The organism is Streptomyces sp. Da 82-17 (genome assembly GCF_046098215.1).
Lineage (GTDB): Bacteria > Actinomycetota > Actinomycetes > Streptomycetales > Streptomycetaceae > Streptomyces.
In genome coordinates this window covers 249,419-271,076 of record NZ_JBJURH010000008.1, presented here as the reverse complement: position 1 = coordinate 271,076, position 21,658 = coordinate 249,419, and the positions used below count along the sequence as shown (strand labels likewise).

The following is a 21,658-nucleotide window of genomic DNA, read 5'->3' as shown; positions in this document are numbered from 1 at the left end:
CGACAGCACGGGAGTGAGAAGTGACGGCGACACCACCGCGGCCGTACGCGCAGCAGGTCACTCCTCGCCCCCCGGCCCGCCCGCGCCGGCGGGCCGGAGCGCTGCGCGACGCGGTCGGACTGGCGCTGCTGCCGCTGCCGTTGCTCGCCGCCGCCCTTCCGGCCGCCTTCGCCGGAGGCGGGACGCGGCGCTGGTTCGGCGGCCGGGGCGAGAGCGCGCGGGCCGAGGCGCAGGCCGCCAAGGACGCCGCGGCGGCCGCGTTCTACGAACTGGACACCGCCCAGCGGGATCTGCGGATCTCCATCGAGACCATCACGGCCGTCGACAGCTCCCCCGGCGCCCGCCGCGTCGCCGCCGACTTCGAGGCGCTCGGCCGCCGCATCGACGAGGTCAGCCACCGCTACATCACGGCGGTCGACGCCCACGACCTGGACCGGGACGACCTGGACGCCTCGGTCGCGAGCCGCGCCAGGGGCGAACTGACCGGCGCCCGGGACGAGTTGGTTCGCGTCAAGCAGGAGCTCGACCGGTTCGGGCAGAGCCTCGGCCCGCTGCTCGACAAGGCGGAGACGCAACTGGCCCGGCTCGCACCGGCCGTCGAGCGGGCCCGGCAGGCGCTGCTCGCCGCCAGCACGGCTCTCGACGCGGTGCGCGGCTCGGGCCTGCGCGCCGACGACCTGGCGGCCCGGCTCGCCGCGCTCGGCCCGGAGCTGACCAAGCTCAACCAGGGCGCGGGCCGGCACGGCGTGCCCGAGACGCTGCAGCGCGCCGACCGGGTGCTGCGGGACGCCGAGGCCGTGCGCGCCGAGGCAGAGCGGCTGCCCGAGCGGGCGGCGGAGACGGACCGGCGCCTGGTGTCCCTCCGCACCCGCGCGCAGGCGCTGACGACGCGGTCCGCGCAGGTCGAGCCGGTGCTGAGCGAGTTGCGGCGGCGGTTCACGGCGGCCTGCTGGCAGGACCTGCAGTCGGTGCCGGACCAGGCCGCCGACGCCGTGAAGCAGGCCGAGCTGAAGCTGGCCGAGGCCCGCAGGGCGCGGGACGAGCAGCGCTGGCCGGACGCCACCGCCCTGCTGAGCACGGTGCGGGCGCTCCTCAACTCCACCGACGAGGCGGTCTCCGCGGCGGGCGAGCGGCTGCGGCGCCTCAACGCCGTCGCGAAGGACCCGCAGGACGAGATCGAGCGGACCCGCTTCGCGATCCGGGACGCGCAGCGCCTCGCCATGGCCGGCCGCAGCACGCCCGACCCGCGGCACGCCCGCCCCCTGGACGACGCGGTCGTACGCCTGGACCGCGCCGTCGCCACGCTCGACGAGGGCCGCCACCCCGACTACTGGCACTTCCTGACGGAGACGGAAGCGGTACGGAACACGGTGGCCGGTGTCGTCGCGCAGATCCGGCAGGAGCGGGGCGGCGCGGGCGCGTAGGCGCAGCGCAGTGGCGGGTGCACCTGCGATGTGGCATCAGCGGCGGCTGAGGCGGATGCTGGTAGGAGGCGGGTGCTCATCCGCGCCCGCGACCGGTCTCCGGACGGAGCGGGGCCTCCGTACGGAGTGAGGGCCTCCGTACACCCAAGGGAGGCGGACATGGCCACGCACGCAGTGCTCCACCCCACCCGGCGGCGGATCAGGCTGGACGAGCACCTTCCCGTCGACCACCGTCTGAGCAAGGTCTACCGGGTCGGCGCGGGCCTCACCGGGCTCGTCCTGCTCGCGTTCGGCATCCTCGGCCTGATCGACAAGGTCGGGTTCTTCGACACCCGGGGCGACACGGTCGCCGGCCTCAACACCAACGGCGCGCTGAGCGTGCTGTCGATCTGCGTGGGGCTGCTGCTCTTCGCGGGCATGGTGATCGGCGGCAACTTCGCCTCGACGCTCAACATGATCGTGGGCGTCGCGTTCATCCTCAGCGGGTTCGCGAACCTCGCGCTGCTCGACACGAGCCTCAATTTCCTGGCGTTCCGGATCCAGAACGTCCTCTTCAGCTTCGTGGTCGGGATCATGCTGATGGTCTTCGGCATGTACGGGCGCGTGGGCAGCGCCCTCCCGCACGACAACCCGTACTGGCGGGCCCGGCACCCGGAACAGGCCGAGCGGGAGGAGCGCGCGGTCGCCCAGGCCGAGCTGAGCCGGGGCAAGAGCTGAACAGACTCACTCCGGGGAAAGCGCAGCGCTAACCTTTCCCCATGCCTCGCTATGAATTCCGCTGCCGGACCTGCGGTGACACCTTCGAGCTCAGCCGCCCCATGGCCGAGTCCTCCGACCCCGCCGCCTGCCCCGTCGGGCACGACGACACGGTGAAGCTGCTTTCGACCGTCGCCGTCGGCGGAACGGCCTCGTCCGGCCCGGCGCCCGCCCCCGCGTCCGGCGGCGGTGGCGGCTGCTGCGGCGGAGGCTGCTGCGGCTGACGCCCACGGGGAAGCAGCCCGGGAGCGACTTCAGCTCCCCTTCAGCCTCCGCTCCCTAGCCTGCCCGCATGATCGAGAGCACCGCGCCAGGCTGGATCGACGCCCTCATGGGCACCCTCGGAGCACCCGGGGCCGGACTCGCCGTCGCCCTGGAGAACCTGTTCCCGCCGCTGCCCAGCGAGGTGATCCTGCCGCTCGCCGGGTTCGCGTCGAGCACCGGGCAGATGAACCTCGCGGCCGCCCTGTTCTGGACGACCGCGGGTTCGGTGCTCGGCGCGCTCGCGCTGTACGGCGTCGGCGCGCTGCTCGGCCGGGACCGTACGGTCGCCGTCGCCGCGAAGCTGCCGCTGGTCAAGGTCGCCGACATCGAGCGGACCGAGCAGTGGTTCGCCCGGCACGGCACGAAAGCCGTGTTCTTCGGCCGGATGATCCCGGTCTTCCGCAGCCTGATCTCCGTGCCCGCGGGCGTGGAGCGGATGCCACTGCCCACGTTCCTGTGGCTGACGACGCTCGGCAGCGCGATCTGGAACACCCTGTTCGTCCTCGCCGGCTACCTCCTCGGCGAGAACTGGACGAAGGTGGCCGAGTACGTCTCCACGTACTCGACCGTCGTCCTCGGCGGAGCCGCCGCGGCCGTCGTGCTCTTCGTGGTGCTCCGGATCGTGCGGGCCGTCAGACCGTCCGGCCGGGACCTGCCGCGTACAGGAACTCCCGCAGGATCCGCTCCCCCGCCGCGATCCCGCGCTCGGGCAGAACGGTGAGGTTCGGCGCCGTCAGGCCGGAGTCGGCGAGCTCGCCGTGGCCCGGGCGCCAGGCGCGGTCGGCGGCGAGGAGCAGGTCCGCGTCGAGGAGCGAGTCGCCCGCGGCGAGGGTGAGGCCGGCTCCGGTGCGGCGGGCCACCTCCTGCATGGCGGCGCTCTTCGTCAGCGGCTTCGGCACCGCGTAGATCTTCCGGCCCTGCAGCGACACGGTCCAGCCGCGCTCCTCCGCCCAGGCCGACAGCTCCTTGACCCAGCCGTCGGGCAGCAGCGCCCGCTCGACGACCAGATACGCGAACAGGTCCTCGGCGACCCGCTCCTTCAGCAGCCACGACGCGTCGGCACTGGCCACCAGGTGGGCGCGGACCTCGTCGAGCGAGGCGCACTCGGCGGCCAGGCGGGCGGCGACCTGCCGCTGCCAGTCCTTGTCCGAGGCGCCGTCGACGAGGATGTGGCCGCCGTTGGCGCAGATCGCGAACCGCGGGGCGCGGCCCGGCAGGTTGATGCGCTGGTACTGCGCGCGGGTGCGTGTCGTCGTCGGTACGAACACGGTGCGGCGGGACAACTCGGCGAGGAGCTCGGCCGCGTCCTCCGTGACGAACGACAGCGGCTTGCCTTCGTACAGCTCGACGCAGAGCAGGCGGGGGGCCTCCGCGTCGGGCATCGGGAGTTGCAGGGCCGCCGCGGAGTAGATGAGCGTGCGGTCGAGGTCGCTGGCGACGAGGGTGCTCACTTGCCGGTCACCGCCTTGCCGTCGGCGCCGGTCGCGCCCCGCGTGTACTGGGGGTGGATCAACCCGACGCAGCTGTACGGGAGTCCGTCCACCTCCTCGACGTCGACGCCGCGCTGTTCGGCCAGCAGGCGGACGTGGTCGAGGTCGGCGCCCGCGCCGCGCTGGGCGAGGATCTTCCACGGGACGCGGCGGAGCAGCACCCGGGTGGTCTCGCCGACGCCCGGCTTGACCAGGTTCACGTCGTTGATGCCGTACTCCGTGCTGATCCGTTCGACGGCGGCCCAGCCTTCCCAGGTGGGCGCGCGGTCGGCCATGAGCACCTCCTCGACCTGGGCGTCCACGGCCTCGACGACCTCGTCGAAGCGGGCGGCGACGGTGTCGAGGAAGTGGCCGGAGACATCGGTTCCGGCGAGGTCGCGGTAGAACTTCGCGCCGTGGAAGTCGTCCGGCCCGACCAGGTCGGCGCGGAGCACGGTGCGCGATATGAGCCCGGACACGGTGGAGTTGAGGCAGGCCGAGGGGATGAGGAAGTCCTCGCGGGTGCCGTAGGTGCGGACGCAGGAGCCGGGGTCGGCGAGCACGGCGATCTCCGGGTCGAAGCCCTTGGCCCCGCCGCCGTCCTCGAAGTCCCGTACGGCCTGGGCGAGTTCGCGGGTGATGGCGCCCTTGCCGGTCCAGCCGTCGACGAAGACGACGTCGGCCGGGTCGTGGTGGGCGGCGAGCCAGCGCAGGGCGTTGGCGTCGATGCCGCGGCCGCGCACGATCGACACCGCGTAGTGCGGCAGGTCGAGGCCGTGCCGGTGCTGCGCCCAGCGCCGCATCAGGACGCCGACGGGCGTGCCGGCGCGGGCGAGGGACACCAGGACGGGCCGCTGCGACCGCTCGGCGAGGACGGTCTCGGTGACGACGCCGACGGCCTGTGCGATGCGCGCGGCGGACGTCTCCAGGGCGGCCTTGAACAGCTGCTGGTACTGCTCGCTCGGCTGGTACTCGACCGGCAGCGACTCGGCGTAGTGCGCGCCGCCGCTCTGGATGGCCTCCTCGCGCTCCTCGGTGGGCGCTTCGAGCCGTACGTCGGACAGGTCCTGGAGCAGCCAGCCGACCTCGTCCGGTGCGTACGAGGAGAAGGCGGGGCCGCGCAGGGGTTCGGGCAGCATGCTGGGGTTTTCCTGCCGTTCGGAGGCGTCTTCGGAAGCCTCTGCGGGGGCGCCCCCGACGGCTTGCGCGCCGGGGGCGTGGGACGGGACGACCGCGAGCAGGACGTGCTCGGCGTGCCGGGCGAGCTGCGCCAACAGGCCGTCGGGGGCGTGCAGTTGCGGGGTGTCGGCGGCGGAGTCGACGACGGCGACGACGGTGTCGAAGCCGCCGCCCGCGACGTTGTACGCGTACCGGTCGCCGGGCCCGTCCGCCGGGTCGTCGTGCGCCGGGAAGACGAGGCGGCTGCGGATCGCGTAGCCGGGGTCGTCCACGGCGAGGACGGGCGAGCGGGTGGTCGTGGAGTACCGGACCTCGGCGCCCTGTCCGGCGAGCCGCTCCTCCAGGCCGACGGCGAGGCGCAGCGGCGCGTACATCAACTCCTCGAAGCCGAGGACGAGGACGCGGCGGGCGTCTGTGGGCAGCGCGGCGGCGAGCTGCTCGACCAGGGCGGGCGCGGCGGCCTCCAGGCGGTCGCGGTGCGCGGCGGTGAAGCCGTGCCGCCCGCCGTCGGGCACCCCGGCCGGCCAGTCCAGCCCGACGCGCACCGGCCGCCGCCCGTCCCGTTGGACCGGCACGGCCACCTGGGCCGGCTCGTGCTCGGCGACCAGCTGCTGCCCGCGTTCGAGGACGCCCTCGGGCAGCCGTACGGTCCCGGAGGCGAGGGCGATCAGGTCGACGCGGGCGTCGATCTCGGCGGCGAACTCGTCGAGCCTGCCCCGGTCGGCGGGCGAGCGCATGTCGACCAGGGCGACGATCACGTACCGGCGGCGCGGGTAGCGCTCGTGCAGGGCGCGGATGGTGTTGAGGACGGTGTTGCCGGTGGAGAACTCGTCGTCGACGAGGACCAGCGGGCCGTCCCCGGCGAGGAGTTCGGGGTCCTCGGGGAGCAGCAGATGCGAGGTGGCGTGCGAGTGCGACTCCTCGAAGCCGCCGGCCCGCGCGACGCCGGGCACGGGCCGCCGGGTGGAGTGCAGATACGGGGCGAGGGCGAGGCCGTCGGCGACGGAGTGCCCGAGTCCGGTGGCGGTCTCCGCGTACCCGAGGACGATCGAGCGGCGCGCCTCGTCGTCGCCGAGCAGCTCACGGACGCGTACGCCGAGGTCGTGCCCGGAGCGCCAGACCACGGCGGGCGACTGCGGGACGTGCTTGCCGAGCACGTGGGAGACGAGCAGGTGGGCCCGCTTCGGATTGCGGCGCAGCGCGAGCCCGAGGAGTTCCCTCAGCCGCTCGTCGCCGTCCAGTTCGACCCCGAGCCGCTCGGCGACCCACTCTCCCGACCACACCACGTTGTTCGTGTCCCTCTTGTCGCTTGCGTACGTCACGTTCGTCCCTGCTCGTGCTCTCTGCCGGTGCTCTTCGCCGGGCTCGTTCAGGTGGCGGGGAGGCCCGCGGTGAGCAGTTCCACGAAGCCGACGTCCTCGTTGGCGACGCCGAAGGCCTTGGCGCGCTGCAGGGTCCGCTCGGCCCAGGCGCGGTGCGGCTTCACCTCGTTCATCTTGTTCGTGTAGGTGGAGCGCAGAACTCCGCCGCCGCCGCGCTCGGGCCGCAGGATGTCCTGGGCGTCGCTGAACTCCTCGTGGCTGACGACGGAGAGGGCGTGCACGGGCAGGACGTGCGAGGGGTGGATGCAGGTCTTGCCGAGCAGTCCGTTGGCGCGGTCGAGGCCGATCTCGCGGAGCAGCCCGTCCATGTCGTGCTCGATGAGCGCGGCCCGCAGCTCCTCGGCACGGCCGGAGAACGGGCTGGCGCGCAGCTGCGGCTTGAACATCCGCTCCTGGGCCCGGAAGTACTCCCAGACGGGCCCGGTCACGGTGAACCCGGTGCCGTCGGCGCGGCCCAGGACGTTGACGACGTCGGCGATGACGGAGGCGACGATCTGCACGTCGTACGCGGTCATGTCGGGCTGGCGGCGCAGTCCGTACGCGGAGCAGAAGTCGGTGACGCCGAGGCGCAGGGCGAGGACGCGCTCCCGGTACTTGTCGACGGTGCGGGCGATGCCGATGAGCGTCTCGGCGCGGCTCTCCAGGTGCAGCAGCTCGGGCGACTCCAGGACGGGCATCGCGAAGAGCCGGCGTCCGCAGGCGGCCTCGGCGGCGCTGAGCGCCTCCAGGAAGGGCACGCCGCGCTCCTCGGTGAACTTCGGCAGGACGAAGCCGGAGAGGATGCGGACGGCGGGGCCGAGCCGGCGGACGAGATCGGTGATCTGGGCGGCGTGCCGGACGCGTATGAAGAGCAGCGGCAGCCGGCCGTCGTCGGCGGGGTCGCCGGCGGCGAGGGCGGCCAGCTGGGCGACGAGGTTCTCCTCGGCGGCGACGACGTCCGCGTCGTCGATGGAGTCCTCCAGGCACAGCACCATCGAGGCCACGCCCCGCCCCGCCTGCTTGCCGATGTCCTCGGCGAGGCGGGGCCGGGTCGCCGGCGAGTACAGCGTGGCGCCGAGGGCGACCGACAGGAGCGAGGCCGGGGAGTCCGCGGTGAAGTCACAGGGTTCCGTGTGGAACAAACGCTTCCGGATCTCAGGCGCGATGTGCCCGAAATGACGCATGAGACTCCCCGTTATAGACAACCAGCCGACAAGATGTGGCCGGTAATAGTACGTAAACGAGCATGTCAGGGGTTCCCTGCTCGCATGAAATTCCGGTAACCCCCTCATGTCTCGCGCGAGCGGAGCGCGCCCCGCCGACGCCCCCCGCGTTGTCCGCGCACCGGCCGGGAAGGCAGGATGACCCGCATGACGCACGCGATGTTGAAGGGGTCGAACGTCCCGCTGGAGGCCACGGCCGTGCGGGCCGTGCTGCGCTGGACCCCCGGTCCGGCCGGCTCGGGAGCCCCTGACATCGACGTTTCGGCGCTGCTCCTCGGCGCCGACGGCCGGGTCCGGTCCGACGAGGACTTCGTCTTCTACAACCAGCCCCGGCACCCCTCCGGCACGGTCTGGCGCCTCGGCAAGAAGCGCGTCGCCGACGGACTGACCGATTCCGTCCAGGCCGACCTCGCCGGAGTCGAGTCCGAGGTCGACCGCATCCTGATCGTGGCATCGGCGGACGGCGTCCCCTTCGAGCACGTACGCGGACTGCGCATCTCGCTGTACGACGCGGCGGCGCCCCAGGACGGCGACCCGTACGCGTACTTCGACGTGAAGCCCGAGACCGGCGCCGAGACCGCGCTGATCGCCGGCGAGCTCTACCGCCGCGGCGACACCTGGAAGTTCCGCGCGCTCGGCGAGGGCTACTCCAACGGCCTGGTCGGCCTCGCCACCGACTTCGGGATCTCCGTCGACGAGTCCGAGGCCGAGGCCGCGCAGCCCGGCGCCGACCCCGAGGCCGCGACCCAGCACACCGCCCTCCCCCCGACCACGGCCCCGCCCGCCCCGACGGCGGCCCCCGCCCCGGGATACGGCTATCCGCAGCCGCCGAGCCATCCCCCGGCCGCGGCCCCGCCGGGGTACGGCTACCCGCAGCCGGTCTCGGCCCCGCAGGGCGGGTACGGCTATCCGCAGCCCGCCGCCGCACAGCAGGGCGGGTACGGCTACCCGCAGCCGGCCGCCGCACCCGACCCGAACTTCACGCTGCCCCCGCAGGGCCCGCAGTTCCTGGGCCGCTGACACCGGCCCGGCGGCGCACTTGTCGGCCTTACTTGTCGGCCTTCGCCTTGTAGCCCCGCCCCCACTGCAGGCCCCAGCCGTACAGCCGGTCCAGCTCCGCCTGGAAGCCGTACACGAACTTCACCTCGCGGCGCACGACCAGCTCGCCCTTGACGTTCTCCACCGAGATCACCGCGCAGGACCGGGCCTGCGGGGCGTGCTCGTCCAGCTCGATCTCGATCCGCGGGCCGTTGCCCGGATAGAGCGTGAGCTTGGCGTGCGTACGGTCGAAGGCCGGGGTCTGGTCGTAGATGTAGACGAAGAACAGCAGGCGCTTGATGGACTCGCGGTAGTCGAGGTTGACGTACAGCGTCTCGCCCGACGCCGAGCCGAAGCGGTCGTCCCCGCTGAGCTTCACGTACGGCGGCGCGTTCAGGTCGCCGTAGAAGCTGCCCAGGGGCTGGACGACGCCCTTCGCGCCGTCGGTCATCTCGTACAGGCAGCCCAGGTCCAGGTCCACATTGACCATGCCCTGGGTGTGGGCCTGCACCACATCGGGCTGGAACATCTTCAGCGGCTGCCTGAGCATCCCGCGTCCGCTCCGCTTCGACCGCCCCTCGATGTCCGACGTGCGCATCCGCCAGGACAGGTTGACGCGCAGGTTGCCGGTGGCCGCGCCCTGTTTGGTGAGGGACACGGACGGACGGCGCTTGGTGAGTTCGATGGAGTTCGTCGCCGCGTTCCCCGACTCGAACTGCGTGTTGCGGCCTCTCCACAGCCCTTCCCAGAAGGACATCCCGCCCCCCAACTCTCGATGGCTCGTCTGCATGACAGCGGGGCGGTCCGAGGCTCCGCACCTCGTGACCGCCCCGCTAGAGCGTTCCCTCAACCTGCTCCGGGTCACACCCCGGAGGAGACCTCGGTCTTCTCGTCGGAACTCGGGCCGTCGCCCTCGGCGGCCGCGAGCCGCCTGTTGCGCCGCACCGAGGACCAGAACGACCAGGCGATCAGGATGACGCCGATGGAGCCGGTGATGACCTCGGGGATCTCGTGCTGGATCGTGACGAGCAGGATCAGCGCGAGGGCGCCGATCGCGTAGTGCGCGCCGTGCTCCAGGTAGACGTAGTCGTCGAGGGTGCCCTCGCGGACCAGGTAGACCGTCAGCGAACGGACGTACATGGCGCCGATGCCGAGGCCGAGCGCCATCAGGACGATGTCGTTGGTGACCGCGAAGGCGCCGATCACGCCGTCGAAGGAGAACGAGGCGTCCAGGACCTCGAGGTAGAGGAACATGAAGAACGCGGCCTTGCCGGCGAGGACGACGGCCGACTTCGGCTTGCCCTCACGCGCGGCGCGCTCCTCCTCCTCGTGCTCGCGCTCCTCCTCTTCCTCCAGCTTGTTCTCGAAGTAGCCGGAGAGACCGCCGACGACGAGGTACGTGATCAGACCGGCGATGCCGGAGATCAGCACCGTCTGGGCCTTGTCGACGTGGGCGCCGCCGTGCTGGTGGGCCTGGGTCGCGAAGGTCATCGAGGTGACGAGCAGGACGATGAGCGCGATGCAGACCGACAGCATGTCGACCTTGCCGAGCTTGGCGAGCGGGCGCTCCAGCCAGCCGAGCCACTTGATGTCGCGGTCCTCGAAGATGAAGTCGAGGAAGATCATCAGCAGGAACATGCCACCGAACGCGGCGATCGACGGGTGCGCGTCGGTCACCAGCTGCTGGTACATGTCCTTGTCCGTCATCGCCAGGTCGACGGCCTCGATGGGCCCGATCTTGGCGCTGATGGCGACGATGACGACGGGGAAGACCAGCCGCATGCCGAAGACGGCGATCAGAATGCCGACCGTGAGGAAGATCTTCTGCCAGAAGGCATTCATCTTCTTCAGGATTCCGGCGTTGACCACCGCGTTGTCGAAGGACAGCGAGATCTCGAGGATCGACAGGATCGCCACGATCCCGAACGCCTGCCACCCCCCGATGAACACCGCTGCGACCAGGCCGAGCGCGGTGACCGCGAACGACCAGCCGAAGGTTCTCAATACCACTGGCTACCCAATCGTTGTGTACGGGGCGTACCCGCGCCCGCGACGAGTACGGGGCTCCCCCGAGCCGTGCGCGGCTTTACGAAACGTTGACCCCGAAGTCTAGAGCGATGCCCCGAAGTCCCGACGCGTACCCCTGCCCAACGGCACGGAACTTCCATTCCTCGCCGTATCGGTACACCTCGCCGAAGATCATCGCGGTTTCCGTGGACGCGTCCTCGGAGAGGTCGTACCGCGCGAGCTCCTGGCCGTCGGCCTGGTTGACGACGCGGATGAACGCGTTGCTCACCTGGCCGAAGGTCTGGCCCCGGTTGTCCGCCTCGTGGATGGAGACCGGAAAGACGATCTTGTCCACTTCCGCGGGGACCTTGGAGAGGTCCACGAGAAGCGATTCGTCGTCGCCGTCGCCCTCGCCGGTGAGGTTGTCCCCGGTGTGCTCGACCGAGCCGTCGGGGCTCGTGAGCTGGTTGTAGAACACGAACCACTCGTCACCGAGCACCCGCCCGGACTTGCAGAGCAGCGCGCTCGCGTCGAGGTCGAAGGGGGCTCCGGTGGTGGAACGCGCGTCCCAGCCGAGGCCGACAAGGACCTGCGTCAGGTTCGGTGCTGCTTTGGAGAGGGAGACATTGCCTCCCTTGGCGAGCGTGACGCCCATGTTCGTGGTCCTCCCCTGGTGGTGGTGCGGTTGTCCAGCGCGACCGGCGCCGCACTGAGTGTGCGGCGCCGGGCGTGGGTGGTGCGTGGCTCAGACGTTCACGCCGAAGTCCTGCGCGATGCCGCGCAGGCCCGAGGCGTAACCCTGGCCGATGGCGCGGAACTTCCACTCCGCGCCGTGGCGGTACAGCTCGCCGAAGACCATCGCGGTCTCCGTCGAGGCGTCCTCGGAGAGGTCGTACCGCGCGATCTCGGCGCCGCCGGCCTGGTTCACGACGCGGATGAACGCGTTGCGGACCTGGCCGAAGGACTGCTGGCGGTTCTCGGCGTCGTAGATCGAGACCGGGAACACGATCTTGGCGACCTCGGCGGGGACGCCCGCGAGGTTGACCTTGATCTGCTCGTCGTCGCCCTCGCCCTCACCGGTGGTGTTGTCACCGGTGTGCTCGACCGAGCCGTCGGGGCTCTTGAGGTTGTTGAAGAAGACGAAGTTGGCGTCGCTGGCGACCTTGCCGTCCTCCTGCGTGAGGATGGCGCTGGCGTCGAGGTCGAAGTCCGTACCGGTGGTGGTACGGATGTCCCAGCCGAGGCCGATCGTGACGGCCGTGAGGCCGGGGGCCTCCTTGGTCAGCGAGACGTTGCCGCCCTTGCTGAGGCTGACTCCCACGAGTCCTCCCAATTGGTGTACAGGGGCAGCGCCCCCGTCGTGCGTTGGCATCGGATCAACGACTGGATCCTAGTGACCGGTTCCCGCATCAAACAGGCTATTCGCCCCAGGATCGCGTGGTCGTCGGGCTGTTCAGAGGCTGCCGAGGGCCGTGACGTACTCGTTCAGGTCACGGGCGTCGGGCAGGGCGTTGACGACGGTCCAGCGGACCACGCCCTCCTTGTCGATGATGAAGGTGCCGCGCACGGCGCAGCCCTTCTCCTCGTCGAAGACGCCGTAGGCGCGCGAGGCCTCGCCGTGCGGCCAGAAGTCGGAGAGCAGCGGGTACTCGAGGCCCTCCTGCTCGGCGAAGACGCGCAGCGAGAAGGGCGAGTCGTTGGAGACGGCGAGCAGCTGCACGTCGTCGTTGACGAACTTCGGCAGCTCGTCCCGCAGGGCGCACAGCTCGCCGGTGCAGACGCCGGTGAAGGCGAACGGGTAGAAGAGCAGCACGACGTTCTTCTCACCGCGGAAGTCCGAGAGCCGCACAGTCTCGCCGTGCTGGTTCTTGAGCTCGAAGTCCGGGGCCTTGGTGCCGTTCGAGATGCCGGCGAGTGCCATGAAGACGGATCCCTCCGTAGGGCTGTTCAGGTGGTGCCACCCTAACGAGCCCGGCGGGACACGCGTGAACCCCCGCCGACCGGTGGCCGACGGGGGTTCGAAGGCTGCGTGAAGAGTCAGCGCTTCCCGGACTTCGCCGCCTTGGGGGTGGCGAGCCGGCTGCCCGACCAGTCCTTGCCGACGCTGACGCTCTTGCTCGCGGTCAGGCCGGCGGTGGTGGCCGCGTCGCTGATCTCGCTCGGCTCGACATATCCGTCGCGGCCGGTCTTCGGGGTCAGCAGCAGGATCGGGCCGCCTTCCTCGATGTACGCGATGGCGTCCACGAGGGCGTCCGTCAGGTCCCCGTCGTCGTCGCGGAACCAGAGCACCACGGCATCGGCCACATCGTCGTAGTCCTCGTCGACGAGCTCGCCATCGTCGCCGATGGTCTGTTCAATGGCCTCGCGGAGCTCCATGTCGACGTCATCGTCGTAGCCGATCTCCTGGACCACCTGCCCGGACTGGAAGCCCAGCCTCTCGGCCAGGCTCGTCTCCGCGTGGTCCGCGGTCGCGCTCACGGATTGCCTCCTGATCATGTTTGGAAGTTGTTCTCGGCCGCACGCATACGTGGGCCACTGGCCGTAGTCCACACGTGCGGGGCGGATCGCGCAAGTACCCGGCCGTCGAGACCGCCGAAACGGTGACGTTCCCGGCGGTGCCGTCTCGGCGCTTTGCGCGCTTTGCCGGGTATCCGTTGTTCACCCCAGGCCATTCTGGCCTGTTTTGCCGGTCCTGTGGTAATCGCGGCTGAAGCGGACCCACCCTGGTTACCTAACGGTACAGATGACGTTTGCGCGACCGAGGTGGACGATGGGGACGACAATCGACGGCGTAACCACAGCTCCACAGCCCCCACGGCTCCCCGACACCGAGCAAGACCGACAGCGAAGGAACAGCGTGGCTTCCGGATCCGATCGCAACCCGATCATCATTGGCGGCCTGCCCAGCCAGGTCCCGGACTTCGATCCCGAAGAGACTCAGGAGTGGCTCGACTCGCTGGACGCGGCGGTCGACGAGCGCGGCCGCGAGCGCGCCCGCTACCTGATGCTCCGGCTCATCGAGCGGGCCCGTGAGAAGCGCGTCGCCGTGCCCGAGATGCGCAGCACCGACTACGTCAACACGATCGCCACCAAGGACGAGCCGTTCTTCCCCGGCAACGAGGAGATCGAGCGCAAGGTCCTGAACGCGACCCGGTGGAACGCGGCCGTGATGGTCTCGCGCGCCCAGCGCCCCGGCATCGGCGTCGGCGGCCACATCGCGACGTTCGCGTCCTCCGCCTCGCTCTACGACGTGGGCTTCAACCACTTCTTCCGCGGCAAGGACGAGGGCGACGGCGGCGACCAGATCTTCTTCCAGGGCCACGCCTCGCCCGGCATCTACGCCCGCGCGTTCCTCCTGGACCGGCTCAGCGAGGACCAGCTGGACGGCTTCCGGCAGGAGAAGTCCAAGGCGCCGAACGGCCTGTCCTCGTACCCGCACCCGCGGCTCATGCCGGACTTCTGGGAGTTCCCGACCGTGTCGATGGGCCTCGGCCCGCTCGGCGCGATCTTCCAGGCGCGGATGAACCGGTACATGGAGGCGCGCGGCATCGCCGACACCTCCAAATCGCATGTGTGGGCGTTCCTCGGCGACGGCGAGATGGACGAGCCGGAGTCGCTCGGCCAGCTGTCCATCGCCGCGCGCGAGGGCCTCGACAACCTGACCTTCGTCGTCAACTGCAACCTGCAGCGGCTCGACGGCCCGGTGCGCGGCAACGGCAAGATCATCCAGGAGCTGGAGTCGCAGTTCCGGGGCGCCGGATGGAACGTCATCAAGCTGGTGTGGGACCGGAGTTGGGACCCGCTGCTCGCCCAGGACCGGGACGGCATCCTGGTCAACAGGCTGAACACGACGCCCGACGGCCAGTTCCAGACGTACGCCACGGAGACCGGTGCGTACATCCGGGAGCACTTCTTCGGGGACGACCACCGGCTGCGGGCCATGGTCGAGGGCATGACCGACGACCAGATCCTGCACCTGGGGCGCGGCGGGCACGACCACAAGAAGATCTTCGCGGCGTTCTCGGCGGCCAAGGCGCACAAGGGCCAGCCGACGGTGATCCTGGCGCAGACGGTCAAGGGCTGGACGCTCGGCCCGAACTTCGAGGGCCGCAACGCCACGCACCAGATGAAGAAGCTGACGGTCGACGACCTCAAGGGCTTCCGGGACCGGCTGCACCTGCCGATCACCGACAAGCAGCTGGAGGACGGCGTTCCGCCCTACTACCACCCGGGCCGGAACTCCGAGGAGATCCAGTACATGCACGACCGCCGCAAGAGCCTGGGCGGTTATGTGCCGACCCGGGTCGTGCGCGCGAAGCCGCTGCAGCTGCCGGAGGACAAGACGTACGCGGCCGCGAAGAAGGGCTCGGGGCAGCAGTCGATCGCCACCACCATGGCGTTCGTCCGCATCCTCAAGGACCTGATGCGGGACAAGGAGATCGGCAAGCGCTTCGTGCTGATCGCGCCGGACGAGTACCGCACGTTCGGCATGGACGCGTTCTTCCCGAGCGCGAAGATCTACAACCCGCTCGGCCAGCAGTACGAGGCGGTCGACCGTGACCTGCTGCTCGCGTACAAGGAGTCGCCGACGGGGCAGATGCTGCACGACGGCATCTCCGAGGCGGGCTGCACGGCCTCGCTGATCGCCGCGGGCTCGGCGTACGCGACGCATGGCGAGCCGCTCATCCCGGTGTACGTCTTCTACTCGATGTTCGGCTTCCAGCGGACCGGCGACCAGTTCTGGCAGATGGCCGACCAGCTGGCCCGCGGCTTCGTCCTCGGCGCCACCGCGGGCCGCACGACGCTGACCGGCGAGGGCCTCCAACACGCCGACGGGCACTCGCAGTTGCTGGCCTCGACCAACCCGGGCTGCATCGCGTACGACCCGGCGTTCGGGTACGAGATCGCGCACATCGTGCAGGACGGCCTGCGCCGGATGTACGGACCGGAGGCCGAGGACGTCTTCTACTACCTGACGGTCTACAACGAGCCGATCCAGCACCCGGCCGAGCCGGACGACGTGGACGTCGAGGGCATCCTCAAGGGCATCCACCTCCTCAAGCGCGGCGAGTCCGGCTCGATCCCGGCGCAGATCATGGCGTCCGGCGTCGCCGTGCCGTGGGCGGTCGAGGCGCAGAAGATCCTCGCCGAGGAGTGGAACGTCAAGGCGGACGTCTGGTCGGCGACCTCCTGGAACGAGCTGCGGCGCGAGGCCGTCGAGGTGGAGCGGCACAACCTGCTGCACCCGGAGGAGGAGCAGCGCACGCCGTACGTGACACAGAAGCTGGGCGGCGCCGAGGGGCCGTTCGTGGCGGTCTCGGACTGGATGCGCTCGGTGCCGGACCAGATCTCGCGCTGGGTGCCGGGGCGGTACACCTCCCTCGGTGCGGACGGCTTCGGCTTCGCGGACACGCGGGGCGCGGCCCGCCGGTACTTCCACATCGACGCGCAGTCGATCGTGCTCGCCGTGCTGACCGAGCTGGCCCAGGACGGCAAGGTGGACCGCTCGGTCCTGAAGCAGGCCGTCGACCGCTACCAGCTGCTCGACGTGGCGGCGGCCGACCCGGGCGCCGCGGGCGGCGACGCCTAACAGACCCCGCTTCCCGAGGGCGGTGGGACCGCACGGTCCCGCCGCCCTTATGCGTTTCTTACGATGCGGGCATGAAGGAACAGCCGGCCCGGATCCGTTGGGAGCACCGCACGCAGCGGCCCCTCCTCGCCCTCGCGGTGCTCTTCGCCGCGGCCTACGCGGTGCCGATCGTGCTGCCCGACGCGGCGCCCGCGGTGAAGCAGGCGTGCGCGGCCGTGGAGTGGGGCGTATGGGCCGCCTTCGCCGCGGACTATCTCGTACGGCTCGTGCTGGCCGAGGAGAAGCGGGACTTCGTACGGCGGCACTGGCTGGATCTGGCGGCCGTGCTGCTTCCGTTGCTGCGGCCGTTGCAGCTGCTGCGGGTCGTGGCGACGCTGCTGCTGATCGGGCGGCGGGCGCGGATGGCCTCGCAGATCAAGCTGACCACGTATGTGGCGGGAGCCGTGACCGGGCTGCTGATGTTCGGTTCGCTCGCCGTGCTCGCCGTGGAGCGGGAGTCGCCGGACGGGAACATCAAGACGCTCGGGGACGCGCTGTGGTGGTCGTTCACGACGATGACGACGGTCGGCTACGGCGACCACTCCCCGACGACCGGGCTCGGGCGGGTGCTCGCCGTGGGCCTGATGCTGTCCGGGATCGCCCTGCTCGGTGTGGTGACCGCCAACATCGCCGCCTGGTTCATCAACCGCTTCGACTCGGACGACGCGGAGGAGCGCCGGCAGACCGCGGCCATCGAGGCGCTGACGGACGAGGTCCGGGCGCTGCGGGCGCAGGTGGCGGCGCTGTCGGCGGGCGCGCCGGGCACGGTGCCCGCCGCGCCCGGCACGGTCGACGGGGACGCCGGCCCCGCCCCCGCCTCGCCGCTCAGTGCTCCCAGATCTTGAACGCCCGTACGCGATAGGGCGATCGGGGTGCGTACGTGCCGTCGCCCGGGTACGTCTGGAACTCGCCGGTCTCCGCGCAGTGGGCGGACTGGTAGACGGTCACCGGGCGGCCGGTGCGGTTGGCGAGGGACTGGGCCGAGGTGCCCTCGGGGAGGGCGACGCAGCTCTCGATGTCGGTGCCGGACAGTTCGTGGACCTGCCGCTTCCCCTTGAACTCGGCGTCCTTCCACAGGCACAGCTCGCCGGGCCCGCAGTCGGCGGACGCGGGCGGCGCGGCGCTTCCCGTACGGGCCGCGGTCGCCGTGGGTGCGGCGAGCAGGGCGAGGGCGAGCAGCGAGGTGGTCAGGGCGGGCAGCGTGATGGTCGTGCGCATGGTGGTGAACCCCCGTGTGGTGCTGATCAGTTGACTGCACTCTCGCCCGGAACGACCGCCTCCAGGAAGCCCGTGCGGGGTCGGCCATCCTGATAGGGGAAAGTCCCGCCGAAGAGCTCTTCGGCGGGACTTTCGGGTGCGCGGGGCGCGTACGGGGGGCGCACTCCCCTGCCCGTGCGCGTCAGATGTGGACGGCTCCGCCGCCCGCCTCCGCGTTGGCGCCGCGCTTGGTGAGCAGGGCCACCACGGCGGCCACCGCGGCGACGACACCGGCGGTGACGAACGCGAGGTGCATGCCGGACAGGAACGTCTCCTGGACGACCTTGCCGATCTGCTCGATCACGGGCTGCGGGGTCTGCGCCTTCTCCAGGGCCTCGGTCGGCACGAATCCGACCTCGGCGGCCGCGTCCAGGCCGGGGGCGGGCTCGCCGGGCAGCCCCGACTCGGCCCACTTGTCGGGCAGGACGGAGGCCGTCCTGCTGGACATGACCGCGCCGAGCACGGCCGTGCCGAGGGCGCCGCCGACCTGCATGGCGGCCTGCTGCAGACCGCCCGCGACGCCGGAGAGCTCCATCGGGGCGTTGCCGACGATGACCTCGGTGGCGCCGACCATCACGGGGGCAAGGCCGAGGCCGAGCAGCGCGAACCACAGGGACATCGTCCACGTACCGGTACCGGCCGACAGCGTGGTCATGCCGAACATCGCGGCCGCCGTCAGGACCATGCCGCCGACCAGCGGGACGCGCGGGCCGAACTTGGTGATGAGGGCGCCGGCGACGGGCGAGGAGACGATCATCATGGCCGTCAGCGGCAGCAGGTGCAGTCCGCTCTCGACTGGGGTCTGGTGGTGCACGCCCTGCAGGTAGAACGTCACGAAGAACAGGCCGCCCATGAAGGCGAAGGCCATGAGCACCATGAGGACGGTGCCCGCGGAGAGCGGCACGGAGCGGAACATCCCGAGCGGGACCAGCGGCTCCTTGACCTTGGTCTCCCAGACGGCGAAGAGCACGAAGCACAGGACGGCCGCGCCCAGGAAGATCCAGGTCTTGGCGCCGCCCCAGCCCCAGGACTCACCGGCCTTGATGATGGCCCAGATCAGGAAGAACATCGCGCCGGACAGCAGCACGATGCCGGGGACGTCGAAGGAGCGCGGCGCGTTCTCGGCGCGGTGGTCCTTGAGGACCCACAGGCCGAAGAGCAGCGCGATCACGCCGACGGGCACGTTGATGTAGAACACCGACTGCCAGCTGACGTGCTCGACGAGGAAGCCGCCGAGGATCGGGCCGCCCGCGGTGGAGGCGCCGATGACCATGCCCCAGATGCCGATGGCCATGTTGAGCTTCTCGGCCGGGAAGGTGGCGCGCAGCAGACCGAGCGCCGCCGGCATCAGCAGGGCGCCGAAGAGGCCCTGCAGGACGCGGAAGACGACCACGAAGGTGACGCTCTCGGACAGGCCGATGGCGCCGGACGCGGCGGCGAAGCCGACGACGCCTATGAGGAAGGTCTGCCGGTGGCCGAAGCGGTCGCCGAGCTTGCCTGCGGTGATCAGGGCGACGGCCAGCGCGAGCAGATAGCCGTTGGTGATCCACTGGACGTCCGCGAGCGAGGCGCCCAGGTCCTTCTGGATGGCCGGGTTGGCAATGGCCACGATGGTGCCGTCGAGGGCCACCATCATCACGCCGATCGCGACGGCGAACAGCGTCAGCCAGGGGTGGCCGCGCAAGCCCTTGGCCTGGGCCGGAGCGGGAGCGCCCCCCGGCCGCTCCGGCGCTTTGTCCGCCTTGTCGACGGTGGTCTGACTAGTCATGCGTTCGAGGCTAATGACAGCCGCTGACAGTTGACAAACTGATTCACAAGTCGGTAACTGTCACGTTGCTCACAGGTATCGTGAGCTGCACGAACCGGCCGTACCGACCGGCCGTACGAACCGGCTGCCGACCGGTGGAAAGAGGCCCCTGATTGACCCCGCCCAAGCCCGAGCCCACGCCTGAGCCCAAGCCCGAGCCGACGGGCCTGCGCGAGCGCAAGAAGCGCCGCACCCGCGACGCCCTGCTGCGCGCCGCCCTCGAACTGTTCACGTCCAAGGGGTACGAGCAGACCACCGTCGACGAGATCGTGGACGCCGTCGACGTCTCGCAGCGCACCTTCTTCCGGTACTTCGCCGGCAAGGAGGAGGCCGTCTTCGCCGTACAGGAGATGGTGGAGGGGCAGTTCGTGGAGCAGCTGCGGGCGCGGCCCGCGGACGAGCCGCCGCTGCGGGCGCTGCGCGGGGCCGTGCTCGACGCGTGGAACACGATCGGTGACAGCATCGAGCAGGTCGTCCCGGTCGAACTGCACATGCGCACCTTCCAGTTGATCGAGTCGACGCCCGCGCTGCTCGCCGTCGAGATGCGCCGCTCCATCGAGATGGAGGAGGAGGTCGCGCGGATCATCGCGCGGCGTGAGGGCCTCGACGTGGACACCGACCCGCGCCCGCGCGTGGCCGTGGCCGCGTTCAGCGGGGTGATGCGGATGACCGGGCGGCTGTGGGGCGCGGGCGAGGACCTCAGCGTCGAGTCGATGCGCGCGGTCACGGAGGAGCAGCTCGACCAGCTGGTGCCGGCGCTCGCCGGGGACTGGCGCGCGGCCTGACCCGCCGGGGCCGACGGAGCGTACGAACACAGCGGCAGACGGTGAACTCCCGTGCCCCGCAAGCGCATACGGAGCGTAGTGGAGCCGTACCCCTTGCGCCCCCTTTGATATGAATCACGTACCGCGAAACGTGATGTGCCCCACCCTCTTCCCGGTCGGCGGCGACGTTCTCCTAGGGTGTCCCGGAGTGACTTCCTTCGACTCGTCCCCCACCTTGAACGTCTGGCGTGCCCTGCTCGCGCTCGCGGTCGTGTTCGTCATGCTGGCGACCACCGGCTGGAGCGCCGTGCGGCACGACCGGGGCGCGTCGACCCCGCTCGAACTCGCCCTCTCCGCCTGGAAGCGCGGCGGCATCGACGGCCACAAGCTGCCCGACCCGCACGCCCCGGCGGCCCGCATCGGGCACTTCTTCGACACGCTCACCGGCTCCCAGAAGCTCCGGCTCGCCCGCAGTCATCCGCTCGCCGTGGGCAACATGACGGGTGCGCCGGTGTGGCTGCGGTACGCCGCCAACCGGGTCGCCATCGACCGGGCGCGCGACGTCGAGCAGCAGCGCATGCACGACAAGCGCCTCTCCGCCTCCGGCCGGTACGAGGCGGGTCGGCGCATGCACCGCTTCGACTCCCTGATGGAGCCGAAGCGGCAGATCCTCGCCTTCGACCCGACCGGCCCCGGCCGCGTCGCGGAGGTGCTCGGCGACCTCGACCGCGCCGAGCGCGTCTCCGTCGTCGTGCCCGGCGTCGACACCAACCTGCTCACCTTCCAGAAGACGTACGGCCGCTACACCGCCCCGCGCGGCATGGCCAACGCCCTCTACCGCGAGCAGCACGAGCGCAGCCCGAAGACCCGCAGCGCGGTCATCGCCTGGGCCGACTACACCGCGCCGGTCGGCGTCGGCATGGACGCGGCCACCGCGAAGCGCGCCGAGGACGGCTCGGTCCGCCTCGACTCCCTCGTCCGTACGCTGCCCGGGGACTCGAAGGTCGCCCTGTACTGCCACAGCTACGGCTCGGTGGTGTGCGGGGTGGCCGCGCGGAAGCTGCCGTCGCGGGTCACCGACATAGCGGTCGCCGGCAGCCCCGGGATGCGCGCCGGGAGCGTCGGCGGGCTGCACACCGGGGCCCGGGTCTGGGCGATGCGGGACTCCGACGACTGGATCGGCGACATCCCGCACATGGAGGTCGGCGGCCTCGGTCACGGCGCCGACCCGGTCTCGCGGGGCTTCGGCGCACGCGTCATGTCCGCCGAGGGCGCCGTCGGGCACACCGGCTACTTCCACCCGGGCACGGAGAGCCTGCGCAACTTCGCCCGCATCGGCGTCGGCCAGTACGGGGCGGTCAGCTGTGCCGACGGTGGCGAGAAGTGCCGGAACACTTCTTCCGGTTCCGCTTCCGCCTGACGCGCGTAGAGATCCGTCGACCTGGCACTGCGCGGGAGGGCTTCGCGGGTGGGCTTCGGA

At 70.9% G+C, this 21,658-nt stretch carries 20 protein-coding genes; 9 read left to right on the top strand and 11 right to left on the bottom strand.

All coding sequences use genetic code 11. The features are described from left to right. Nucleotides 1–20 precede the first annotated feature (20 nt). The 4 genes from ACIDOF_RS16715 to ACIDOF_RS16700 all read left to right on the top strand — a co-directional run bounded on the left by ACIDOF_RS16715 (nt 21) and on the right by ACIDOF_RS16700 (nt 3,165). Entirely contained in the window at nt 21–1,424 is a 1,404-nt protein-coding gene (locus ACIDOF_RS16715; RefSeq protein WP_409006656.1) for a hypothetical protein, read from the top strand. 159 nt (nt 1,425–1,583) lie between these two features. Beyond that, nucleotides 1,584–2,141 carry a DUF4383 domain-containing protein gene (locus ACIDOF_RS16710; protein WP_409006655.1) on the top strand — a complete coding sequence of 186 codons (558 nt, stop codon included), beginning with the start codon at nt 1,584–1,586 and terminating at the stop codon, nt 2,139–2,141. Between the two features lie 41 nt (nt 2,142–2,182). Further along, a complete protein-coding gene (locus ACIDOF_RS16705; RefSeq protein WP_409006654.1) occupies nt 2,183–2,404 on the top strand; it encodes an FmdB family zinc ribbon protein in 222 nt (73 codons plus the stop codon). A 68-nt stretch (nt 2,405–2,472) separates the two neighbouring features. Beyond that, the gene (locus tag ACIDOF_RS16700; protein WP_409006653.1) at nt 2,473–3,165 is read left to right on the top strand and encodes a DedA family protein; all 693 of its coding nucleotides are present in this window, start codon (nt 2,473–2,475) and stop codon (nt 3,163–3,165) included. Here the strand turns inward: ACIDOF_RS16700 and ACIDOF_RS16695 are convergent. The 3 genes from ACIDOF_RS16695 to ACIDOF_RS16685 are packed head-to-tail and all read right to left on the bottom strand — an operon-like array spanning nt 3,077 to nt 7,637. Next, nucleotides 3,077–3,895, bottom strand: a complete 819-nt coding sequence (locus ACIDOF_RS16695) for an HAD family hydrolase (RefSeq protein ID WP_409006652.1) — start codon at nt 3,893–3,895, stop codon at nt 3,077–3,079. The genes ACIDOF_RS16700 and ACIDOF_RS16695 overlap by 89 nt on opposite strands. Further along, the gene (locus ACIDOF_RS16690; RefSeq protein ID WP_409006651.1) at nt 3,892–6,414 is read right to left on the bottom strand and encodes a phosphoribosyltransferase; all 2,523 of its coding nucleotides are present in this window, start codon (nt 6,412–6,414) and stop codon (nt 3,892–3,894) included. Before ACIDOF_RS16690 ends, ACIDOF_RS16695 begins: the two co-directional genes overlap by 4 nt. 47 nt (nt 6,415–6,461) lie before the next feature. Next, nucleotides 6,462–7,637: an HpcH/HpaI aldolase/citrate lyase family protein gene (locus ACIDOF_RS16685; RefSeq protein ID WP_409006650.1), complete on the bottom strand. Its 1,176-nt coding sequence runs from the start codon at nt 7,635–7,637 to the stop codon at nt 6,462–6,464. A gap of 186 nt (nt 7,638–7,823) precedes the next feature. Here ACIDOF_RS16685 and ACIDOF_RS16680 point away from each other — a divergent pair, with 186 nt between their 5' ends. Further along, nucleotides 7,824–8,696 (top strand): TerD family protein, encoded by an 873-nt coding sequence (locus ACIDOF_RS16680; protein ID WP_409006649.1) that lies wholly within the window; start codon nt 7,824–7,826, stop codon nt 8,694–8,696. A 28-nt stretch (nt 8,697–8,724) separates the two neighbouring features. Here ACIDOF_RS16680 and ACIDOF_RS16675 read toward each other — a convergent pair whose 3' ends face one another. The 6 genes from ACIDOF_RS16675 to ACIDOF_RS16650 form a co-directional block, all read right to left on the bottom strand. Beyond that, entirely contained in the window at nt 8,725–9,471 is a 747-nt protein-coding gene (locus ACIDOF_RS16675) for a Tellurium resistance (RefSeq protein ID WP_409006648.1), read from the bottom strand. Nucleotides 9,472–9,575: 104 nt separating this feature from the next. Then, nucleotides 9,576–10,724, bottom strand: a complete 1,149-nt coding sequence (locus ACIDOF_RS16670) for a DUF475 domain-containing protein (protein ID WP_409006647.1) — start codon at nt 10,722–10,724, stop codon at nt 9,576–9,578. A gap of 76 nt (nt 10,725–10,800) precedes the next feature. Then, the gene (locus tag ACIDOF_RS16665) at nt 10,801–11,376 is read right to left on the bottom strand and encodes a TerD family protein (protein WP_409006646.1); all 576 of its coding nucleotides are present in this window, start codon (nt 11,374–11,376) and stop codon (nt 10,801–10,803) included. A 90-nt stretch (nt 11,377–11,466) separates the two neighbouring features. After that, nucleotides 11,467–12,042, bottom strand: coding sequence for a TerD family protein (locus ACIDOF_RS16660; protein ID WP_409006645.1), 576 nt, complete (start codon nt 12,040–12,042; stop codon nt 11,467–11,469). Between the two features lie 132 nt (nt 12,043–12,174). After that, entirely contained in the window at nt 12,175–12,642 is a 468-nt protein-coding gene (locus ACIDOF_RS16655; RefSeq protein WP_409006644.1) for a peroxiredoxin, read from the bottom strand. A gap of 116 nt (nt 12,643–12,758) precedes the next feature. Further along, a complete protein-coding gene (locus tag ACIDOF_RS16650) occupies nt 12,759–13,199 on the bottom strand; it encodes a DUF3052 domain-containing protein (RefSeq protein ID WP_282516175.1) in 441 nt (146 codons plus the stop codon). 379 nt (nt 13,200–13,578) lie between these two features. On the opposite strand from ACIDOF_RS16650, the gene aceE reads away from it, so the two are divergent. Both aceE and ACIDOF_RS16640 read left to right on the top strand, forming a co-directional pair. Then, nucleotides 13,579–16,311 (top strand): pyruvate dehydrogenase (acetyl-transferring), homodimeric type, encoded by a 2,733-nt coding sequence (aceE, locus tag ACIDOF_RS16645; protein ID WP_409006643.1) that lies wholly within the window; start codon nt 13,579–13,581, stop codon nt 16,309–16,311. A gap of 71 nt (nt 16,312–16,382) precedes the next feature. Then, nucleotides 16,383–17,195, top strand: a complete 813-nt coding sequence (locus tag ACIDOF_RS16640) for a potassium channel family protein (protein WP_409006642.1) — start codon at nt 16,383–16,385, stop codon at nt 17,193–17,195. Here ACIDOF_RS16640 and ACIDOF_RS16635 read toward each other — a convergent pair. Both ACIDOF_RS16635 and ACIDOF_RS16630 read right to left on the bottom strand, forming a co-directional pair. After that, a complete protein-coding gene (locus ACIDOF_RS16635; RefSeq protein ID WP_409006641.1) occupies nt 17,176–17,568 on the bottom strand; it encodes a peptidase inhibitor family I36 protein in 393 nt (130 codons plus the stop codon). The two genes, ACIDOF_RS16640 and ACIDOF_RS16635, sit on opposite strands and share 20 nt — an antisense overlap. 181 nt (nt 17,569–17,749) lie before the next feature. After that, complete coding sequence (locus ACIDOF_RS16630; protein WP_409006640.1) at nt 17,750–19,375, bottom strand: MFS transporter; 1,626 nt, start codon at nt 19,373–19,375, stop codon at nt 17,750–17,752. Between the two features lie 152 nt (nt 19,376–19,527). Between ACIDOF_RS16630 and ACIDOF_RS16625 the strand changes: the two genes are divergently transcribed. Both ACIDOF_RS16625 and ACIDOF_RS16620 read left to right on the top strand, forming a co-directional pair. Next, nucleotides 19,528–20,199: a TetR family transcriptional regulator gene (locus tag ACIDOF_RS16625; RefSeq protein ID WP_409006639.1), complete on the top strand. Its 672-nt coding sequence runs from the start codon at nt 19,528–19,530 to the stop codon at nt 20,197–20,199. A gap of 187 nt (nt 20,200–20,386) precedes the next feature. Further along, nucleotides 20,387–21,598 carry an alpha/beta hydrolase gene (locus tag ACIDOF_RS16620; RefSeq protein ID WP_409006638.1) on the top strand — a complete coding sequence of 404 codons (1,212 nt, stop codon included), beginning with the start codon at nt 20,387–20,389 and terminating at the stop codon, nt 21,596–21,598. Nucleotides 21,599–21,658: the final 60 nt, after the last annotated feature.